Below are 16,353 nucleotides of genomic sequence, written 5' to 3' on the forward strand. Positions count from 1 at the left end.
TTCGGGCGGCGGCGGGACCGGATCGTCGTCTATCCTCCGATTCGAGTGGGACTGCTTTCGGTCCTGCCACGTCTTTGGAGGAGGTGGGTCCGGTCACTGGGACCGACGCAGGGGCCGAGCAAGGCCAGGCGGAGCGACCCGACGGAAGCGCCGAGACGTCGGCGGAGCGCACGGCCCGCTTCGAGCGGGACGCCCTGGGCTTCCTCGACCAGATGTACTCGGCCGCGCTGCGCATGACGCGCAATCCGGCGGACGCGGAGGACCTGGTGCAGGAGACCTACGCCAAGGCGTACGCGTCGTTCCACCAGTTCCGTGAGGGCACCAACCTCAAGGCGTGGCTGTACCGCATCCTCACCAACACGTTCATCAACTCGTACCGCAAGAAGCAGCGCGAGCCCCAGCGCAGCGCCGCCGAGGAGATCGAGGACTGGCAGCTCGCACGGGCCGAGTCGCACATGTCCACCGGTCTGCGCTCGGCCGAGTCGCAGGCCCTCGACCACCTGCCGGACTCGGACGTGAAGTCCGCGCTCCAGGCGATCCCCGAGGAATTCCGCATCGCCGTCTATCTCGCCGACGTCGAGGGCTTTGCGTACAAGGAGATCGCGGACATTATGGGGACACCCATCGGTACGGTGATGTCCCGGTTGCACCGTGGCCGTCGCCAACTGCGCGGCATGCTCGAGGACTATGCCCGTGACCGCGGCCTCGTCCCCGCCGGCGCCGCCTCAGAGTCGTCGAACGAAGCGAAAGGCTCAGGCTCATGAGCTGCGGAGAGCCGCACGAGACGGATTGCAGTGAAGTCCTGGACCATCTGTACGAGTTCCTGGACCACGAGATGCCGGACAGCGACTGCACCAAGTTCGAGACGCACTTCGAGGAGTGCTCTCCGTGTCTGGAGAAGTACGGCCTGGAGCAGGCGGTCAAGAAGCTGGTGAAGCGCTGCTGCGGCCAGGACGACGTGCCGACCGACCTGCGGGCCAAGGTCATGGGCCGCATCGACCTCATCCGCTCGGGCGAGGCCGTGCCGGAGCACGACGTGACCGTGGAGACGGTGGCCGCCGAGGGCGGTGTGCAGGCCAAGGGGCTGCGGGCCAAGGAAGCCTGATCCTCGGGTAGTTGAGTGTGAGCAGGTCGTGACGGGAGTCCGTCACGGCCTGCTTTTTTCTGTTCACCTTCACTCGTACGTGCCAATTTCCGCCGGGCGCGCTCGGAGCGGGCGGCAGCCGTTCTAGTCTCCGGACGGGCCACGGGGGAGGAGACAGTGCCATGCGGTCCATCGCTCCGTGGGCTCGCGCCTACATCCTGTGCGTCACCCTGGCCGGCGCCGCCTGCGCCGCGCCCGCGCTGGCCCCGCACACGCCGTGGGCCGCGCTCGGGCTCCTCGCCGGGCTCTACGCCGGGTGCGAGCAGGCCTCGCGGTGCCGGGTCATCGGCCGCCGCGGACCCAACGGCCTCGGCACCTTCTTCCCCGTCCTGCTCGCCGCCGTCTTCCTGCTGCCGCCGGCCGCCGCCGCGCTCGTCGCGGTGCCGGGGGCGCTGCTCACCCCCGTCGAGCGACGCCCCCGGTGGGTGCGCAAGGTCTGGCGCGCGGCCCAACTCGCCCTGGCCGCCTGGACAGCGGCCCGGCTGTACGGAGAGCTCGGCGGGCCCGACGCGGTGGCCGCGCCCGATTTCCCGTACGCGCTGCTGCCCGCCGGAGCGGCCGTCGTCGCCTTCTCCGCCGTACTGACCGCCCTGGACGGCGGCATCCTGGCCACCGCGGAACGCGTCCCGCCGCGGACCGCCTGGCGGGGGCTCTTCCCGCGGTCGTTCGCGCCGGTCGCCGTGCACGGCCTCGCGGGCCTGATGATGGCGGTCCTCTGGCGCAGTCCGTACGGGCCGCTCGCCGCGCTCCTCGTGCTGCTCCCGATGGGGGTCTCCTGCTGGGTCTTCGCCCAGTACCACCGGGAGCGGGCCGCCCACCAGGCAACGATCAGGGCGCTCGTGCAGGCCGTCGACATCAAGGACCGGTACACCCGCGGACACAGCGAGCGCGTGGGGCACGCCTCCGTGCTGATCGCCCGGGAGCTGGAGATGGCGGACGAGAGGGTGGAGAGCCTGCGGTTCGCCGGAATCCTGCACGACGTCGGCAAACTCGGCGTGCCGACCCGGCTGCTGCGCAAGGACGGGCCGCTGACCCCCGAGGAGCGGCGGGTCATCGAGCTGCATCCCGAGTACGGCCACGAGATGGTGCGGGGCATCGGCTTCCTCGGGGAGGCGCGGGCGGCGATCCTGCACCACCACGAGCGGATCGACGGGAGCGGGTATCCCTACGGGCTCGTGGGGCAGCAGATTCCGGAGTTCGCGCGGGTGGTGGCCGTCGCGGACGCGTTCGACGCCATGACGTCCACGAGGTCCTATCGCAGGGGGCGGCCGGTCGCTGCCGCGCTGGCCGAGCTGTCGCGGTGCGCGGGGTCTCAGTTCGACCCCGCGATGGTCGCCGCGTTGCGGCGGGCGCTGGATCGGCACGGGTGGGACCCGGCGGTCACCTCGGACACCGGGGAGGTCGTCCCCGGGCCCCGGCCGGGGGCCTCCGGTGTTCCCGCTGCCCCCGGGGCGGGGACGCGATGAGCGCCGCTCTGCCGGAACCCGGCGTTGAGGGTCGTGCCCACACTTCCCCAAGCTCTCGGCTTCGCTCGAGCAGGGGAGGCCCCAATCGCCGTGCGGAGCGCCTGCCCGCAACCGTAAGCATCCTCGTCTACGGCGCCGCCGGGACTCTCACCCTGTTCGCCCTCTGCTGGACCCTCTGGCACGGGCTCGACGAAGGCGGGGTCGCGCTCGCCTTTGGGGGGCTTGTCGCCGTGGGGGAGCTGGCCCGGTGGGGGGCCGGGGGCAGCGAGCGGGAGCCCGCGCCGCTCGGGGCCGCGGGGGCGCTGGCCTACGCGCTGCTCGGGGAGGTCGGAGGGCGGCCCACGCACCACGGCGTGTTCCAGGTGATCGCCGTCGTGGTCGCCGCCGCGCTCGTCGGGGCCGTGCCGCACGTGGCGCTCGGCCGAGGGCCCGCCCTCTCGCACCTGGCGCGGCGCGTGCTGACGGTGGGCTTCGCCGCCGCGTGCTTCCAACCGCTCTACAACGCGGGAAAGTTGGGGGAGTGGGCGGGACAGGGGCCGGGCTTCGCCGTCGTCATCGTCGCGCTGCTCGTCCTGACCGCCCTCTGCGACGCCGTGCTCGCCGCCGCCATGGCGTACGCCCGCACCCGCTGGCCCTTCGGGCCGCTCCTGCGCGACGAGCTGCGGGCCATGCCGGGCATCGGGTCCGCCGTGTGCGCCACGGGGGCCGTCATGGCGCTCGCGGTCGCCGTGGCGGGGCTCTGGGCGCTGCCGGTGTTCAGCCTGCCGCTGCTCCTGACCCAGCTGTCGTTCGGGCGGTACGCCGCGGTGCGCACCACCTACCGGCAGACCATCGCCTCGCTCGCCCGGTCCACCGAGATCGCCGGGTACACCCCGCAGGGCCATGCCCGCCGGGTCGCCGCGCTGAGCAGGGCCGTGGGGCGTGAGCTTGGTCTCTCCGCGCCCGACCTCGCCGTCCTGGAGTACGCGGCGCTGATGCACGACATCGGGCAGCTCTCCCTCGTCGACCCGGTGCCCGCGGGCGCCACCGCCGCCCTGCCGGACGCGGAACAGCGGCGGATCGCGCTGCTCGGGGGCGCCGTCGTGCGGCAGACGGGGGTGAACGGCGCCGTCGCCGTGGTCGTGGAGCGGCAGGCGGACCCGTACCGCGAGCAGCCGCTCACCGCCCGTATCGTGCGGACGGCCAACGCGTACGACGAGATGGCCAGGACAGAAGGTCCCGGAGGCCCTCTCAACGCCCTGGAGCGGCTGCGTCTTGCCACCGGACGCGACTACCAGCCCGAAGTCGTCGAAGCCCTGGCCCGGGTGCTTTCACGGGGCGGTCATAGCTTGCCGCCGGTTGGGTAACCCATGGGTAATGAGCGGCCGTCCGACCGTACGTGGTTGGATGCGAAGAGGGCCCTCAGGCCACATCGGAACGCAGGAACTCAAGTACCGGCAGGCAGGAATCGTGAGGATCTTCGGCAAGGGACGGCACCGGCCCTCCGCCTCATGGCGGCAGGCCACCGACCGCGCCTTCACGCTGATCGGCGACGGGCGGTACGAGGACGCGGGCGCACTACTGACCCGCGCGGCGGATCTCGAGCCGTGGCTCTCGGAGTCCTGGTTCAACCTCGCGCTGCTCCACAAGTTCCGGCACGACTGGGAGCAGGCACGGGCCGCGGGCCTGCGGGCCGTCGCGCTGCTCGACCGGTCGGCCGGCGCCCCCGACTGGTGGAACGTGGGCATCGCGGCCACCGCGTTGCAGGACTGGCCGCTGGCCAGGCGCGCCTGGCAGGCGTACGGCCTGAAGGTGCCGGGCGGGGTCGCCGCCTCGGGGGAGCCGACGGGCATGGACCTGGGCAGCGCCGCCGTGCGGCTCTCGCCCGAGGGCGAGGCCGAGGTCGTGTGGGGGCGCAGGCTCGACCCCGCCCGTATCGAGGTGCTCTCCATCCCGCTGCCCTCCTCCGGGCGCCGCTGGGGCGAGGTCGTGCTGCACGACGGCGTCCCGCACGGCGAGCGGACGACCGGGGCCGGGGACTCGTATCCCGTCTTCGACGAGATCGAGCTGTGGGCGCCCTCACCGGTTCCGACCTGGGTGGTTCTTCTGGAGGCCGCCACCGAGGACGACCGGAACGCCCTGGAGAGACTCGCGGCGGACGCGGGCTTCGCGGCCGAGGACTGGTCGTCGTCCGTGCGGCTGCTGTGCCGCATGTGCTCCGAGAGCCGCATGCCGAGCGACGAGGGCGACGGCGAGCACCTGGACCCGCACGACCACAGCGAGCCCGGCCACCCCGGACCGCTCGGTCACCGCAGCCCCGGCGCCCTGTGGGTGCCCGAGCGCGAGTGCGGCATCGCGGCCCCCGCCGCACTGGTGCGCGGGCTGCTCGACGGCTGGGTCGCGGACAGCCCGGACTCCCGTGACTGGCGGGATCTGGAAGAGGTCTGCTGACTCCTGGCCGTAGGCTGTACCGGCACATCTCTTGTGGTTTCCCAGGAAGGCGTACGTCGGACAATGGCGCAGGACACTGAGCAGCAGGCCTCGGGCGGGGTCCTCCCCGTGGACGACGAGGGCTTCGTCATCGACACGGAGGACTGCGAGGAGCGGGAGACGGCCTGGCGCGAGCGCGGCACGTCCCGGCCCATCACGGTCGTCGGCAACCCCGTGCTGCACAAGGAGTGCAAGGACGTCACCGCCTTCGACGCCGACCTCGAGCAGCTCGTCGCCGACATGTTCGCCAGCCAGCGGACCGCCGAGGGCGTGGGCCTTGCCGCCAACCAGATCGGCGTCGACCTGAAGGTCTTCGTCTACGACTGCATGGACGACGAGGGCAAGCGGCACGTCGGCGCGGTCTGCAACCCCGTGGTGCGCGACCTGCCCGCGGAGCGGCGCCGCCTCGACGACTCGAACGAGGGCTGCCTCTCCGTGCCCACGGCCTACGCCGAGCTGGCCCGCCCGGACTACGCCGAGGTGACCGGGCAGGACGAGAAGGGCAACCCGATCAAGGTGCGGGGCACCGGCTACTTCTCGCGCTGCCTCCAGCACGAGACGGACCACCTGTACGGCTACCTCTACATCGACCGCCTCTCCAAGCGCGACCGCAAGGACGCGCTGCGGCAGATGGAAGAGGGCACTCCGCGCTACCCCGTCGTGCCCAACGACTGAACCGTCGCCGCGCCCCACGACTGCACTGACGTAGCGCCGGACGCCTGAGTCACCTCTGGCACGCGCGCACCGCGAGCCACCTGCGGCCCCCGGTCGGGAACTCCCTCCCGTCCGGGGGCCGTTCGCATTGACCGGTCAGTTGTGCGAGCAAAACAGGCTTCTGGTGATCCATAATCAGTCACGTAGGGGGATTTTTTCGGCGTTGGGGGGTAGTGAATGGCGCAAATCTGTTCCCTGAACGGTCAGTTGTGGTGCTGAATGGAAAGCGCGGGGATACGCAACGGCGCGCGCCCGGTACGGCGGGAGGGGCGTGCGTCCTCAGGCGGCTGAGAGGGGCTTGTTCGTGCCTGCATATTCATATGGCACTTCACCGACACAGCCACAGACACCGGCGGTCTCCGTGCCGCCGGCGTTGGCACTCCCGGTGATCGAGGCAGATTTCCCACGACGGCTACATCCGTATTGGCCGAAGCTTCAGGAAACGTCCAGGACATGGCTGCGCGAAATGCGCCTGATGCCCCCGGACAAGGTGGAGCGGTACGCAGACAGCCTGTGCTACACGGATCTGGTGGCCGGGTACTACATTGGCGCGCCGGACGAGTTGCTCAGCGCGATAGCCGACCTCAGCAGTTGGTTCTTCGCGTGGGACGACCGGCACGACCGCGACTCGGTGCACGGCAGGGCGGCGCAGTGGCGGCGCCTGTGCCGGGGTCTGCACGAGACGCTCCGGGCGCCCCGGCAGCAACTGCACCACCGTGACCCTCTGGTCGCGGGGTTCGCCGACTGCGTCCTGCGGCTGTACTCGCAGCTCGGGCCCAGTTGGAACGCCCGGTTCGCCCGGCATTTCCACAGCGTGATCGAGGCGTACGACCTGGAGTTCAGGAACCGCAGGACCGGCACGGTCCCGACGGTCGAGGCGTACATCGAGCTGCGCAGGCTGACGTTCGCGCACTGGGCGTGGATCGACCTGCTCGAACCCACGGCGCGGCACGAGCTGCCGAGGGAGGTGCGGAAGCATCCGGCATACCGGCGGGCCGCGCTCGCCACGCAGGATTTCTCCGCCTGGTACAACGACCTGTGTTCACTCCCCAAAGAACTCGCGGGAGATGAACTGCACAATCTCGGGATCAGTCTCATCCAGCATGAGGGCCTTTCGCTCGAAGAAGCCGTTGCGGAAGTGCACAGCCGAGTGACCCGATGCATATCGGATTTCCTCGCGGCGGAAAAAGAAGTCCTGCGGCTCGCAGGTCAGCTGGCGGACGGAAGTGCGTACGGAAAGAAACTCTCGGACGCGGTGGAATCCTGTGTCTTCAACATGCGGAACTGGTTCTCTTCCGTGTACTGGTTCCACCATGAATCCGGCCGCTATCGGGTGGACAGCTGGGACGACAGGTCCATTCCCCCCTACGTGAGCGACGCGGCGATCGGCGAAACAGGAATCAGCGACATGGCCGAAATTGAATTGGTAGGTGAGGAATGAGCGTCGAATCCGTCATATCCGCGACAACTCCTCCGCTTGTCAGCGGCGGCGCCCCGCTCATAGGCCACGCCTGGAATCTCGTGCGCGACCCGCTCGGCTTCTTCGCCGCACTGCGGGACCACGGTGATCTCGTACGCATCAGGCTGGGCCCCAAGACGGCGTACGCGGTCTGCGATCCGGAGCTCGTCGGGCAGCTCCTGCGCAGCCCCGACTACATCGTCGGAGGGCCGCTCTGGGACACCCTGGAGGTCCTCCTGGGCAAGGGCGTGGCGACCAGCAACGGCAAGTTGCACCGGCGCCAGCGGCGCATGATGCAGCCCGCGTTCAAGCGCGAGCGGATCGCGGACTACGCCAAAGTGATGGAGGAGGAAGCCCGTGCCACGGCCGCACGCTGGGGCCCGGGCGAAACGGTCGACATAGGGTCGGAGATGTTCCGCACGGCCGTACGCGTCATCTCCCGCTCGCTCCTCGAGGTCGACGCGATCGGCGAGCAGGCGGACCGCATCGCCGAGTCGCTGCACACCGTCTTCGAGGGGCTCTACCGCAGGATGGTCCTCTCGGTCGGGCCGCTGTACCGCGTGCCGACCCAGGGCAACCGGCGCTTCCAGAGCGCGCTCGCCGATCTGCACGCGGTGGTCGACGAGATCATCGCCGCCGCCCGGGCAGCGGACGCGGACCGCGACGACTTGTTGGCCGAAATGCTGCGGGCCCGCGATGAATCAGGGCAGCCGCTCAGCGCTCAAGAAGTCCACGACCATGTGGTCTCCCTCATCGTGGCGGGCGCCGAGAATATCGCGTCGACCCTGGCGTGGACGTTCCACCTGTTGGCCGAACACCCCGAGCAGGAAAGGCGATTGGTTGAAGAGGTAAATGCCGTCGCCCCGGACCGGGAGATCACATTCGCCGACCTCAAGGACCTTCCGCACACGCGGAATGTCGTCACCGAGGCCATGCGTATACAGCCGGCTGCCTGGATATTCACACGGCGTTCGGTGGGCGAAACCAACCTGGGTGGCTATCGCATTCCGGCCGACGCCGACATCGTCTACAGCGTGTACGCGATGCAGCGCGATCCGCGTTCCTTCGAGCAACATCTCCGGTTCGACCCGGACCGCTGGAATCCGGAACGGGCTTCAGACGTACCGGAGTTCGCGATGATGCCGTTCGGCACCGGTAACCGCAAGTGCCCGGGAGACCATTTCAGCCTGGCCGAACTCGCCATCATCCTGGCGACCGTGGCCCCGAAGTGGCACCTGGCACCGGTCGCGGAGACCGACGCCGAGACGAAGATCGGCATCACCCTGCAACCGAAGAAGCTCGTCATGCGGGCCGAGCGGCGCTGACGGCCACAGGGCCGCGGAAGGTCCTGCGGTAGGCGTTCGGCGTGGTGCCGAGCGACCGCAGGAACTGGTGGCGCATCGCCGCGGCGTTGCCGAAACCGGCACGCCCGGCGATGGCGTCCACCGTCTCGTCCGAAGCCTCGAGCAACTCCTGCGCAAGCACGACCCGTTGGCGCAGGAGCCAGCGGTAGGGCGTGGTGCCGGTCTCCTGCTGGAAGCGGCGGGCGAAGGTGCGCGGCGACATGTGCGCGCGCTCGGCGAGCCGCTCGACGGTGATGTCGTCGGCGTCCAGATGCCGCTCCATCCAGGCAAGGACCCCGCCCACGGTGTCGCATTGCGTGCGCGGCAGGGGGCGCTCCACGAACTGGGCCTGCCCGCCGTCGCGGTGGGGTGGTACGACCATGCGCCGGGCGATGGCGTTGCCGACCTCGATGCCGTGCGCCTGGCGCACGATGTGCAGGCAGGCGTCGATCCCGGCGGCGGTGCCCGCCGACGTGATGACCGGGCCCTCGTCCACGTACAGGACGTCGGGCTCGACCCGGGCGCGCGGATACTGCACGGCGAGCTCCGTGGCGTGCCGCCAGTGCACGGCGCAGCGGCGGCCGTCGAGCAGGCCGGCGGCGCCGAGCACGAAGACGCCGGAGCAGACGGACAGGACGCGGGCCCCGCGGTCCACCGCGCGGCGCAGGGCGGCGAGCAGATCCTCGGGGTAGTCGCGGCTCGCGAACGACTGGCCCGCGGGGACGGCGATGAGGTCGGCCTCTTCGAGCCGGTCGAGGCCGTGCCGGGTGGTGATCGTGAACCCGGCGTGATTGCTCAGGGGCCCGCTCTCGCCGGCGACCACCGCGAAGTCGTACACGGGCAGGCCGTCCTCGCTCCGATCGAGGCCGAACACCTCGCAGACGACGCCGAGTTCGAAGGGGTTCACGCCGTCGAGCAGCGCGACGGCCACGTTCTTCAGAGTGCCGGAATCCACCATGTCGGCAGTGTCCCGCAGGTCTGGCAGTAAGTCGATGGTGTGTGGCAGTCCTGCCACTGACGCGTCCGTCCGGCGCGCAGGACAGTGAGGACATGAACGCAATCCTCGATTACGCGACCGTCCTGACCGTCCTCCTTCTCCTGGCCGCACCCTCGCTCGTCGGGTACGTCCACGACCGCCGGATCGACCGCGAGCTGCGGGAGGCGGCGTCCGCCGCCACCCGCGGCCCGGCGGGGCTAGAACTCGTCGTCGAAGGAGACCGAACCCTCGACCGCGACCTGGTAGGCCGAAGGACGCCGCTCGAAGAAGTTGGTCAGCTCCTGGACTCCCTGGAGCTCCATGAACGAGAACGGGTTTGAGGAGCCGTAGACCGGCGCGAACCCGAGCCGCTGGAGCCGCTGGTCGGCGACGCACTGGAGGTACTCGCGCATGGAGTCGGTGTTCATGCCGGGCAGGCCGTCGCCGCAGAGGTCGCGCGCGAACTGCAGCTCGGCCTCGACGGCCTCCTTGAGCATGTCCGTGACCTGCGTCCGCAGCGCGTCGTCGAAGAGCTCGGGCTCCTCCTTGCGGACGGTGTCGACGACGTCGAAGGCGAAGCTCATGTGCATCGTCTCGTCGCGGAACACCCAGTTGGTGCCGGTCGCGAGGCCGTGCAGCAGACCGCGCGAGCGGAACCAGTAGACGTACGCGAAGGCACCGTAGAAGAAGAGGCCCTCGATGCAGGCGGCGAAGCAGATCAGGTTCAGCAGGAACCGGCGCCGGTCCGCCTGCGTCTCCAGACGGTCCAGCTTCTCGACCTCGTTGATCCACTTGAAGCAGAACTCGGCCTTCTCGCGGATGGAGGGGATCTCCTCGACCGCGTCGAAGGCCGCCGCGCGGTCCTCCGGGTCGGGCAGATAGGTGTCGAGCAGCGTCAGATAGAACTGGACGTGCACGGCCTCCTCGAAGAGCTGGCGGCTCAGGTAGAGCCGGGCCTCGGGGGAGTTGATGTGCTTGTAGAGCGTGAGCACCAGGTTGTTGGAGACGATCGAGTCGCCGGTCGCGAAGAACGCGACCAGACGGCCGATCATGTGCTGCTCGCCCGGCGAGAGCTTGGCCAGGTCGGCGACGTCCGAGTGGAGGTCGACCTCCTCGACGGTCCAGGTGTTCTTGATCGCGTCCCGGTAGCGCTCGTAGAAGTCCGGGTAGCGCATGGGACGCAGGGTCAGCTCGAAGCCCGGGTCGAGGAGGTTCTTCTCGGCGTTGGTGGTGGAGCTCATTACTGGCAGGCCTCGCAGGACTCGGGGTTTTCCAGGGAGCAGGCGACGGCGTCTTCGGCCGACACCTGCGCAGGTACAGGGGAGGGGGCGGGAGCGGGCTCGGCGGTCTTGCCGGCCGCCGCGCGGGCGATGCGGGTCGCCGGGCGTGAACGCAGGTAGTACGTGGTCTTCAGGCCCTGCTGCCAGGCGTAGGCGTACATCGAGGAGAGCTTGCCGATGGTCGGCGTCTCCAGGAACAGGTTCAGGGACTGCGCCTGGTCCAGGAACGGCGTGCGCGCGGCGGCCATGTCGATCAGGCCGCGCTGCGGGATCTCCCACGCGGTGCGGTACAGCTCGCGCACCTCGGCGGGGATCCAGCCGAAGCCCTGCACGGAGCCGTTGGACTCGCGCAGCGCCTCGCGGGTCTGGGCGTCCCAGACGCCGAGCCGTTTCAGCTCCTGCACCAGGTAGGAGTTGACCTGGAGGAACTCGCCGGACAGCGTCTCGCGCTTGAAGAGGTTGGAGACCTGCGGCTCGATGCACTCGTAGACGCCCGCGATGGACGCGATGGTGGCGGTCGGCGCGATGGCCAGGAGCAGCGAGTTGCGCATGCCGGTCGTGGCGATACGTTCCCGCAGCGCGGCCCAGCGCTCCGGCCAGGTCAGCTCGACGCCGTAGTGGTCGGGGTGCAGGACGCCGCGCGCGGTGCGGGTCTTCTCCCAGGCGGGCAGCGGACCGTTGCGCTCGGCGAGGTCGGCGGACGCCTCGTATGCGGCGAGCATGATCCGCTCGGCGATGCGCGTCGAGAGGGCGCGCGCGGCGGGGGAGTCGAAGGGCAGCTTCAGCTGGAAGAAGACGTCCTGGAGGCCCATCGCGCCCAGGCCCACCGGACGCCACCTGGCGTTCGAGCGGCCCGCCTGCTCGGTCGGGTAGAAGTTGATGTCCACGACGCGGTCGAGGAACGTGACGGCGGTACGGACGGTCTCGTCCAGCCGCTGCCAGTCGATGTCACCGGCAGCCGTGTCCACGAACGCGCCGAGGTTCACCGAGCCCAGGTTGCAGACGGCCGTCTCCCCGTCGTCCGTCACCTCCAGGATCTCCGTGCAGAGGTTGGAGGAGTGGACGGTGTGGCCGGGCTCCGCCGTCTGGTTGGCGGTGCGGTTGGCGGCGTCCTTGAACGTCATCCAGCCGTTGCCGGTCTGCGCGAGGGTGCGCATCATGCGGCCGTAGAGGTCGCGGGCCGGGATGGTCTTGCGGGCCAGCCCGGCGGCCTCGGCCTTGCGGTAGGCGGCGTCGAAGTCGTCGCCCCACAGGTCGACGAGCTCGGGCACGTCGGCCGGGGAGAACAGCGACCAGTCCTGGTCGGCGGCGACCCGGCGCATGAACTCGTCCGGGATCCAGTGCGCGAGGTTGAGGTTGTGCGTGCGACGGGCGTCCTCACCCGTGTTGTCGCGCAGCTCCAGGAACTCCTCGATGTCGGAGTGCCACGTCTCCAGGTAGACGGCGGCCGCGCCCTTGCGCCGGCCGCCCTGGTTCACGGCGGCGACCGACGCGTCCAGGGTCTTCAGGAACGGCACGATGCCGTTGGAGTGCCCGTTCGTGCCGCGGATCAGCGAACCGCGGGCGCGGATGCGGGAGTACGAGAGGCCGATGCCGCCCGCGTGCTTGGAGAGGCGCGCGACCTGGTGGTAGCGGTCGTAGATGGAGTCCAGCTCGTCCAGCGGGGAGTCGAGGAGGTAGCAGGACGACATCTGCGGATGCCGCGTGCCGGAGTTGAAGAGCGTCGGCGACGACGGCAGGTAGTCCAGGCGGCTCATCAGGCGGTACAGGGAGGCGACTTCGTCCACCGAGCGGGCGCTGCCGTCCTCGGCGAGGCCGCTCGCCACGCGCAGCATGAAGTGCTGCGGGGTCTCGATGACGTGCCGGGTGATCGGATGGCGCAGGAGATAGCGGCTGTGCAGGGTGCGCAGGCCGAAGTAGCCGAAGCGGAAGTCGGCGCCGTCCTCGATGGCGTCGTCCACGAGACCGTCCAGGCGCTCCGCGTGGTCCACGGCGAACGCGGCGGTGCGGTCCGCGATCAGGCCCTCGCGATGCCCCACGGCGACCGAGTCGGAGAAGCTGCGCACGCCCTGCGACGCGGCCTCCTCCCGGATGCTGAGCGTGAGGAGCCTGGCCGCCAGCTGCGAGTACGTGGGGTCCTCGGAGATGAGCCCGGCAGCCGCCTCGGTCGCCAGCTCCCGCAGCTCCGCCACATCGGCCTTGGCCGAGCGGCCCCGCAGCGCGGCGGCGGCGACTCTGCCGGGGTCGGCGTCGGGGAGGTCGGCGGTCAGTTCGGTCAGGGTACGCAGCAGCGCGGTTCCCGGGCCGTCGGCGGTCTGCTGACCGTCGGTGGTCTGCGCTGACGCAGGTTCGGCTGGCGCGATGGTCACGGAGCACTCCCTCGCTCGGCTCGGAGCCTTGAGGGAGGGCAGGAGTGACACACGGGCGCGCCCGGGCAGGGCGGTGCTCCGCGTCCACCAGCCCATTCCACGAGGCCCGGACGTCGTCGGCACCCGAACCGGACGGAACGGGTGCACTGTCGGCAGGTCCTCGGACTCATGGGTACGACAAATACGTACTCATACACCGTTGCGGGACAGTTCCGGACTTGCACCGGATTCCCCTGCGGCGACAGCGAGCACGAGCATACATCTTGTGCTGGCTCTGAGCGGCAGCCCCATATCTTGTGTCGGTGCGTGGATCCTCTAGGGTGGCGGCCGAACTGAAGGCCGAACTGGAGGCCGAACTGATGGCCCAACGGGGGGAGTCGGTGTGCGAGCTCGGGTCGCGGGTTGTGCCGCGCTGTTGATGACGCTGCTCAGCGCGTGCGGCGGCGGTGAGGACCAGGTGAAGGCGGCCGATCCGAAGCCCGTGCCGACGCAGAAGCGGACCGGGGAGGTCGGGGTCGACGGCGAGGCCGATCCCCGCAAGGTCTTCACGGAGGCCGAACTCAAGGCCGCTCTGCTGCCCGCGAAGGAGGTCGGGCCGAAGGCCAAGGCATACGACGTCACCACCGGCGCCTTCGGTCAGCAGTACGGCGGCGGCGATTGGGGCAGCTGCGCTCCCGGCAAGGACGCGCGCGAGGAGTTGGCGCGACTGCGGGGGAACAGCGCGGGCCACACGGTGCGGCCCTTCCCGGGCGCGATCGAGGACAAGGACCCGTTCGTCCACGTGGCCCTGGTCTCGATGCCGGTCGAGCGGGCGAAGCGCCACGTCACGCTGCGCAGGCAGCTCAACGACGCATGCCCCCGCGTCACCGTCGACACCGAGGCGGCTCCGGTTCGGGAGCACCACACGGCCGGGAAGCTGCCGGACCTCGGCGACGAAGCCATCGTGGAGAGCACGCGGACCACGGGCGGCGACGAGTACGACGGCACCGCGCGCCACAAGGTCGAGGTGCGGGTCGGCGGCGTGCTCGTCCTGGTGGACGCGGGCACCGACAAGGACGTGGCGATACTCGCGGCGGCCAAGGCGGCCGCACACGTCCGGACGGATCTCTACAGGACCTCGTGACGCCGTACGCATACGACGACGGGCCGCCGGATTGCTCCGGCGGCCCGTGTCATTCGCTTGCGTAGGACGGCTCAGTGCCCGACCGGCGCTCCCGCCGTGGCCGGGGGAAGCTCCTCCACGACGCCGGGGTCGCCGACGTCCGCGGTGTAGTCGCCGGGGGAGGTCTCGTCGATGCCGTCAGGGGCCTTCACGGCGCGCAGGACGAAGGTGAGGGCCACGGTGACCAACACGTTCAGGACGAACGCCGTGAGGCCGATGTAGCCGATCTCGCCGATGCCGGGGATCTCGTCCGACGAGCCGCCGAAGTGCTTCTGCGTCGGCGAGGCGACACCGTACGCGGCGGCCGTTCCGTAGACCATGCCGACCGCCCAGCCGGCGAGCAGCGCCCAGCGGTGGAACCAGCGCGTGAACAGGCCGCCGACCAGTGCGGGCATGGTCTGCAGGATCCAGATGCCGCCCAGGAGCTGGAAGTTGATCGCGACCGTCTTGTCCATGGTGAGGACGAAGGCGAGCGCGCCCACCTTCACCAGGAGCGAGACCAGCTTGGAGACCTTCGTCTCCTGCTCGGGCGTCGCGTCCGGCTTGAGGAAGTCCTTGTAGATGTTCCTGGTGAAGAGGTTCGCGGCCGCGATCGACATGATCGCGGCGGGCACGAGGGCGCCGATGCCGATGGCGGCGAACGCGACGCCGGTGAACCAGTCGGGGAACATGTTCTCGAACAGCTGCGGAATGGCCAGCTGCCCGTTCTCCACCTTGACCCCGGCCGCGATCGCCATGAAGCCGAGCAGCGCCAGCAGGCCCAGCATCAGCGAGTAGAGCGGCAGGATCGTGGTGTTGCGGCGGATCACGTTGCGGCTCTTGGAGGAGAGCGTCGCCGTGATCGAGTGCGGGTACATGAACAGCGCGAGCGCGGACCCGAGCGCGAGCGTGGCGTAGGTCCACTGCCCGGTGTGCCCCGGCGCGAGACCCGCCACGGGCTTGCCCGCCGCCTCGTTGGCCGCGGAGAACTTGTCGTTCGCCGCCGAGAAGATCGCGTCGAATCCGCCGAGCTTGATCGGGATGTAGATGATCGCGACGGCGATGACGAGGTAGATCAGGCCGTCCTTCACGAACGCGATCAGCGCGGGGGCGCGCAGACCCGACGAGTACGTGTACGCGGCGAGCACCGCGAACGCGATCAGGAGCGGCAGGTCCTTGATGAACCAGTTGGTGTCGGGACCGCCGCCGACGCCCATGACGTCGAGCACGGCCTGGATGCCGACCAGCTGGAGCGCGATGTACGGCATCGTGGCGAGGATGCCGGTGACCGCGACGGCCAGCGAGAGCCCCTTGGAGCCGAAGCGCCCGCGCACGAAGTCCGAGGTGGTCACGTATCCGTGCTTGTGCGAGACGGACCACAGACGCGGCAGGAAGGTGAAGATCAGCGGGTAGACCAGGATCGTGTACGGCACGGCGAAGAAGCCGGCCGCGCCCGCCGCGTAGATCGCCGCCGGGACGGCCACGAACGTATAGGCCGTGTAGAGGTCGCCGCCGAGCAGGAACCACGTGACCCAGGTGCCGAACGAACGACCGCCCAGGCCCCACTCGTCCAGGCTCTCGGTCTCGGCCTTGCGCCAGCGCGCGGCCAGGAAGCCCATCGCCGTGACGGCGGCGAAGAAGAAGATGAAGACACCGAGGGCGATGCCGTTGACGCCGCCCTCCGCTGCGAGCTCGTTCATCGGGTCGCACCCCCCTGGGCCTGCTCGGCCTTGCGGGCGCGCTGGTCACGCTGCCACAGCTTGTAAGCGATCATCGTGAGGCCGGTGGAGACGAGCACCCACAGCATTTGGTACCAGTAGAAGAAAGGGATGCCGATGAAGGTCGGGTCGACCTTCGCGTAGGAGCTCACCCAGAGCATCGCCACGAACGGCGCGACGAGACAGAGGGCAATGACCACGCGGACCGGCGTGATCACCGGTCTGCTCACTTCAGGCGCATCTGACACTTCGCGGCTCAGCTCCCTCGCTTATC

The 16,353-nt window shown here is 69.8% G+C and carries 14 protein-coding genes and 1 riboswitch; of the genes, 9 read left to right on the forward strand and 5 right to left on the reverse strand.

Features of this window, described 5'->3' with window-relative positions; translation table 11 throughout:
• Positions 1-83: 83 nt before the first annotated feature.
• The 8 genes from ABZ906_RS25895 (at position 84) to ABZ906_RS25930 (ending at position 8,577) form a co-directional block, all read left to right on the forward strand.
• Complete coding sequence (locus tag ABZ906_RS25895) at positions 84-764, forward strand: sigma-70 family RNA polymerase sigma factor (RefSeq protein WP_361181605.1); 681 nt, start codon at positions 84-86, stop codon at positions 762-764.
• On the forward strand, positions 761-1,105 hold the full coding sequence (rsrA, locus tag ABZ906_RS25900; protein ID WP_361181603.1) for a mycothiol system anti-sigma-R factor: 345 nt from the start codon (positions 761-763) through the stop codon (positions 1,103-1,105). The genes ABZ906_RS25895 and rsrA overlap by 4 nt, the downstream gene beginning before the upstream one ends.
• 161 nt (positions 1,106-1,266) lie before the next feature.
• Positions 1,267-2,610 (forward strand): HD-GYP domain-containing protein, encoded by a 1,344-nt coding sequence (locus ABZ906_RS25905; RefSeq protein ID WP_361386376.1) that lies wholly within the window; start codon positions 1,267-1,269, stop codon positions 2,608-2,610.
• Positions 2,607-3,956 (forward strand): HD domain-containing protein, encoded by a 1,350-nt coding sequence (locus ABZ906_RS25910; RefSeq protein ID WP_361386379.1) that lies wholly within the window; start codon positions 2,607-2,609, stop codon positions 3,954-3,956. Before ABZ906_RS25905 ends, ABZ906_RS25910 begins: the two co-directional genes overlap by 4 nt.
• A gap of 103 nt (positions 3,957-4,059) precedes the next feature.
• A complete protein-coding gene (locus ABZ906_RS25915) occupies positions 4,060-5,040 on the forward strand; it encodes a hypothetical protein (protein WP_361181599.1) in 981 nt (326 codons plus the stop codon).
• Positions 5,041-5,103: 63 nt separating this feature from the next.
• A complete protein-coding gene (def, locus tag ABZ906_RS25920; RefSeq protein WP_361181597.1) occupies positions 5,104-5,754 on the forward strand; it encodes a peptide deformylase in 651 nt (216 codons plus the stop codon).
• A gap of 343 nt (positions 5,755-6,097) precedes the next feature.
• Entirely contained in the window at positions 6,098-7,234 is a 1,137-nt protein-coding gene (gene cyc1, locus ABZ906_RS25925) for an epi-isozizaene synthase (protein ID WP_361182454.1), read from the forward strand.
• A complete protein-coding gene (locus ABZ906_RS25930) occupies positions 7,231-8,577 on the forward strand; it encodes a cytochrome P450 (protein WP_361386382.1) in 1,347 nt (448 codons plus the stop codon). Before cyc1 ends, ABZ906_RS25930 begins: the two co-directional genes overlap by 4 nt.
• Here ABZ906_RS25930 and ABZ906_RS25935 read toward each other — a convergent pair.
• The 3 genes from ABZ906_RS25935 to ABZ906_RS25945 form a co-directional block, all read right to left on the reverse strand.
• The gene (locus ABZ906_RS25935; protein ID WP_361181593.1) at positions 8,555-9,553 is read right to left on the reverse strand and encodes a helix-turn-helix domain-containing protein; all 999 of its coding nucleotides are present in this window, start codon (positions 9,551-9,553) and stop codon (positions 8,555-8,557) included. The two genes, ABZ906_RS25930 and ABZ906_RS25935, sit on opposite strands and share 23 nt — an antisense overlap.
• Positions 9,554-9,789: 236 nt before the next feature.
• Positions 9,790-10,812 (reverse strand): ribonucleotide-diphosphate reductase subunit beta, encoded by a 1,023-nt coding sequence (locus ABZ906_RS25940; protein WP_361386385.1) that lies wholly within the window; start codon positions 10,810-10,812, stop codon positions 9,790-9,792.
• Positions 10,812-13,220, reverse strand: a complete 2,409-nt coding sequence (locus ABZ906_RS25945) for a ribonucleoside-diphosphate reductase subunit alpha (protein ID WP_361386388.1) — start codon at positions 13,218-13,220, stop codon at positions 10,812-10,814. Before ABZ906_RS25945 ends, ABZ906_RS25940 begins: the two co-directional genes overlap by 1 nt.
• Positions 13,221-13,353: 133 nt before the next feature.
• Positions 13,354-13,495: riboswitch (cobalamin riboswitch) on the reverse strand.
• 107 nt (positions 13,496-13,602) lie between these two features.
• On the opposite strand from ABZ906_RS25945, the gene ABZ906_RS25950 reads away from it, so the two are divergent.
• Positions 13,603-14,343 carry a hypothetical protein gene (locus ABZ906_RS25950; RefSeq protein ID WP_361386391.1) on the forward strand — a complete coding sequence of 247 codons (741 nt, stop codon included), beginning with the start codon at positions 13,603-13,605 and terminating at the stop codon, positions 14,341-14,343.
• 71 nt (positions 14,344-14,414) lie between these two features.
• Here ABZ906_RS25950 and mctP read toward each other — a convergent pair whose 3' ends face one another.
• Both mctP and ABZ906_RS25960 read right to left on the reverse strand, forming a co-directional pair.
• A complete protein-coding gene (mctP, locus tag ABZ906_RS25955; RefSeq protein ID WP_361386394.1) occupies positions 14,415-16,061 on the reverse strand; it encodes a monocarboxylate uptake permease MctP in 1,647 nt (548 codons plus the stop codon).
• Entirely contained in the window at positions 16,058-16,327 is a 270-nt protein-coding gene (locus ABZ906_RS25960; RefSeq protein ID WP_361386397.1) for a DUF3311 domain-containing protein, read from the reverse strand. Before ABZ906_RS25960 ends, mctP begins: the two co-directional genes overlap by 4 nt.
• Between the last annotated feature and the right edge of the window lie 26 nt (positions 16,328-16,353).

Source organism: Streptomyces sp. NPDC046925 (genome assembly GCF_040644915.1).
In the GTDB taxonomy this organism is placed as follows: Bacteria; Actinomycetota; Actinomycetes; order Streptomycetales; family Streptomycetaceae; genus Streptomyces.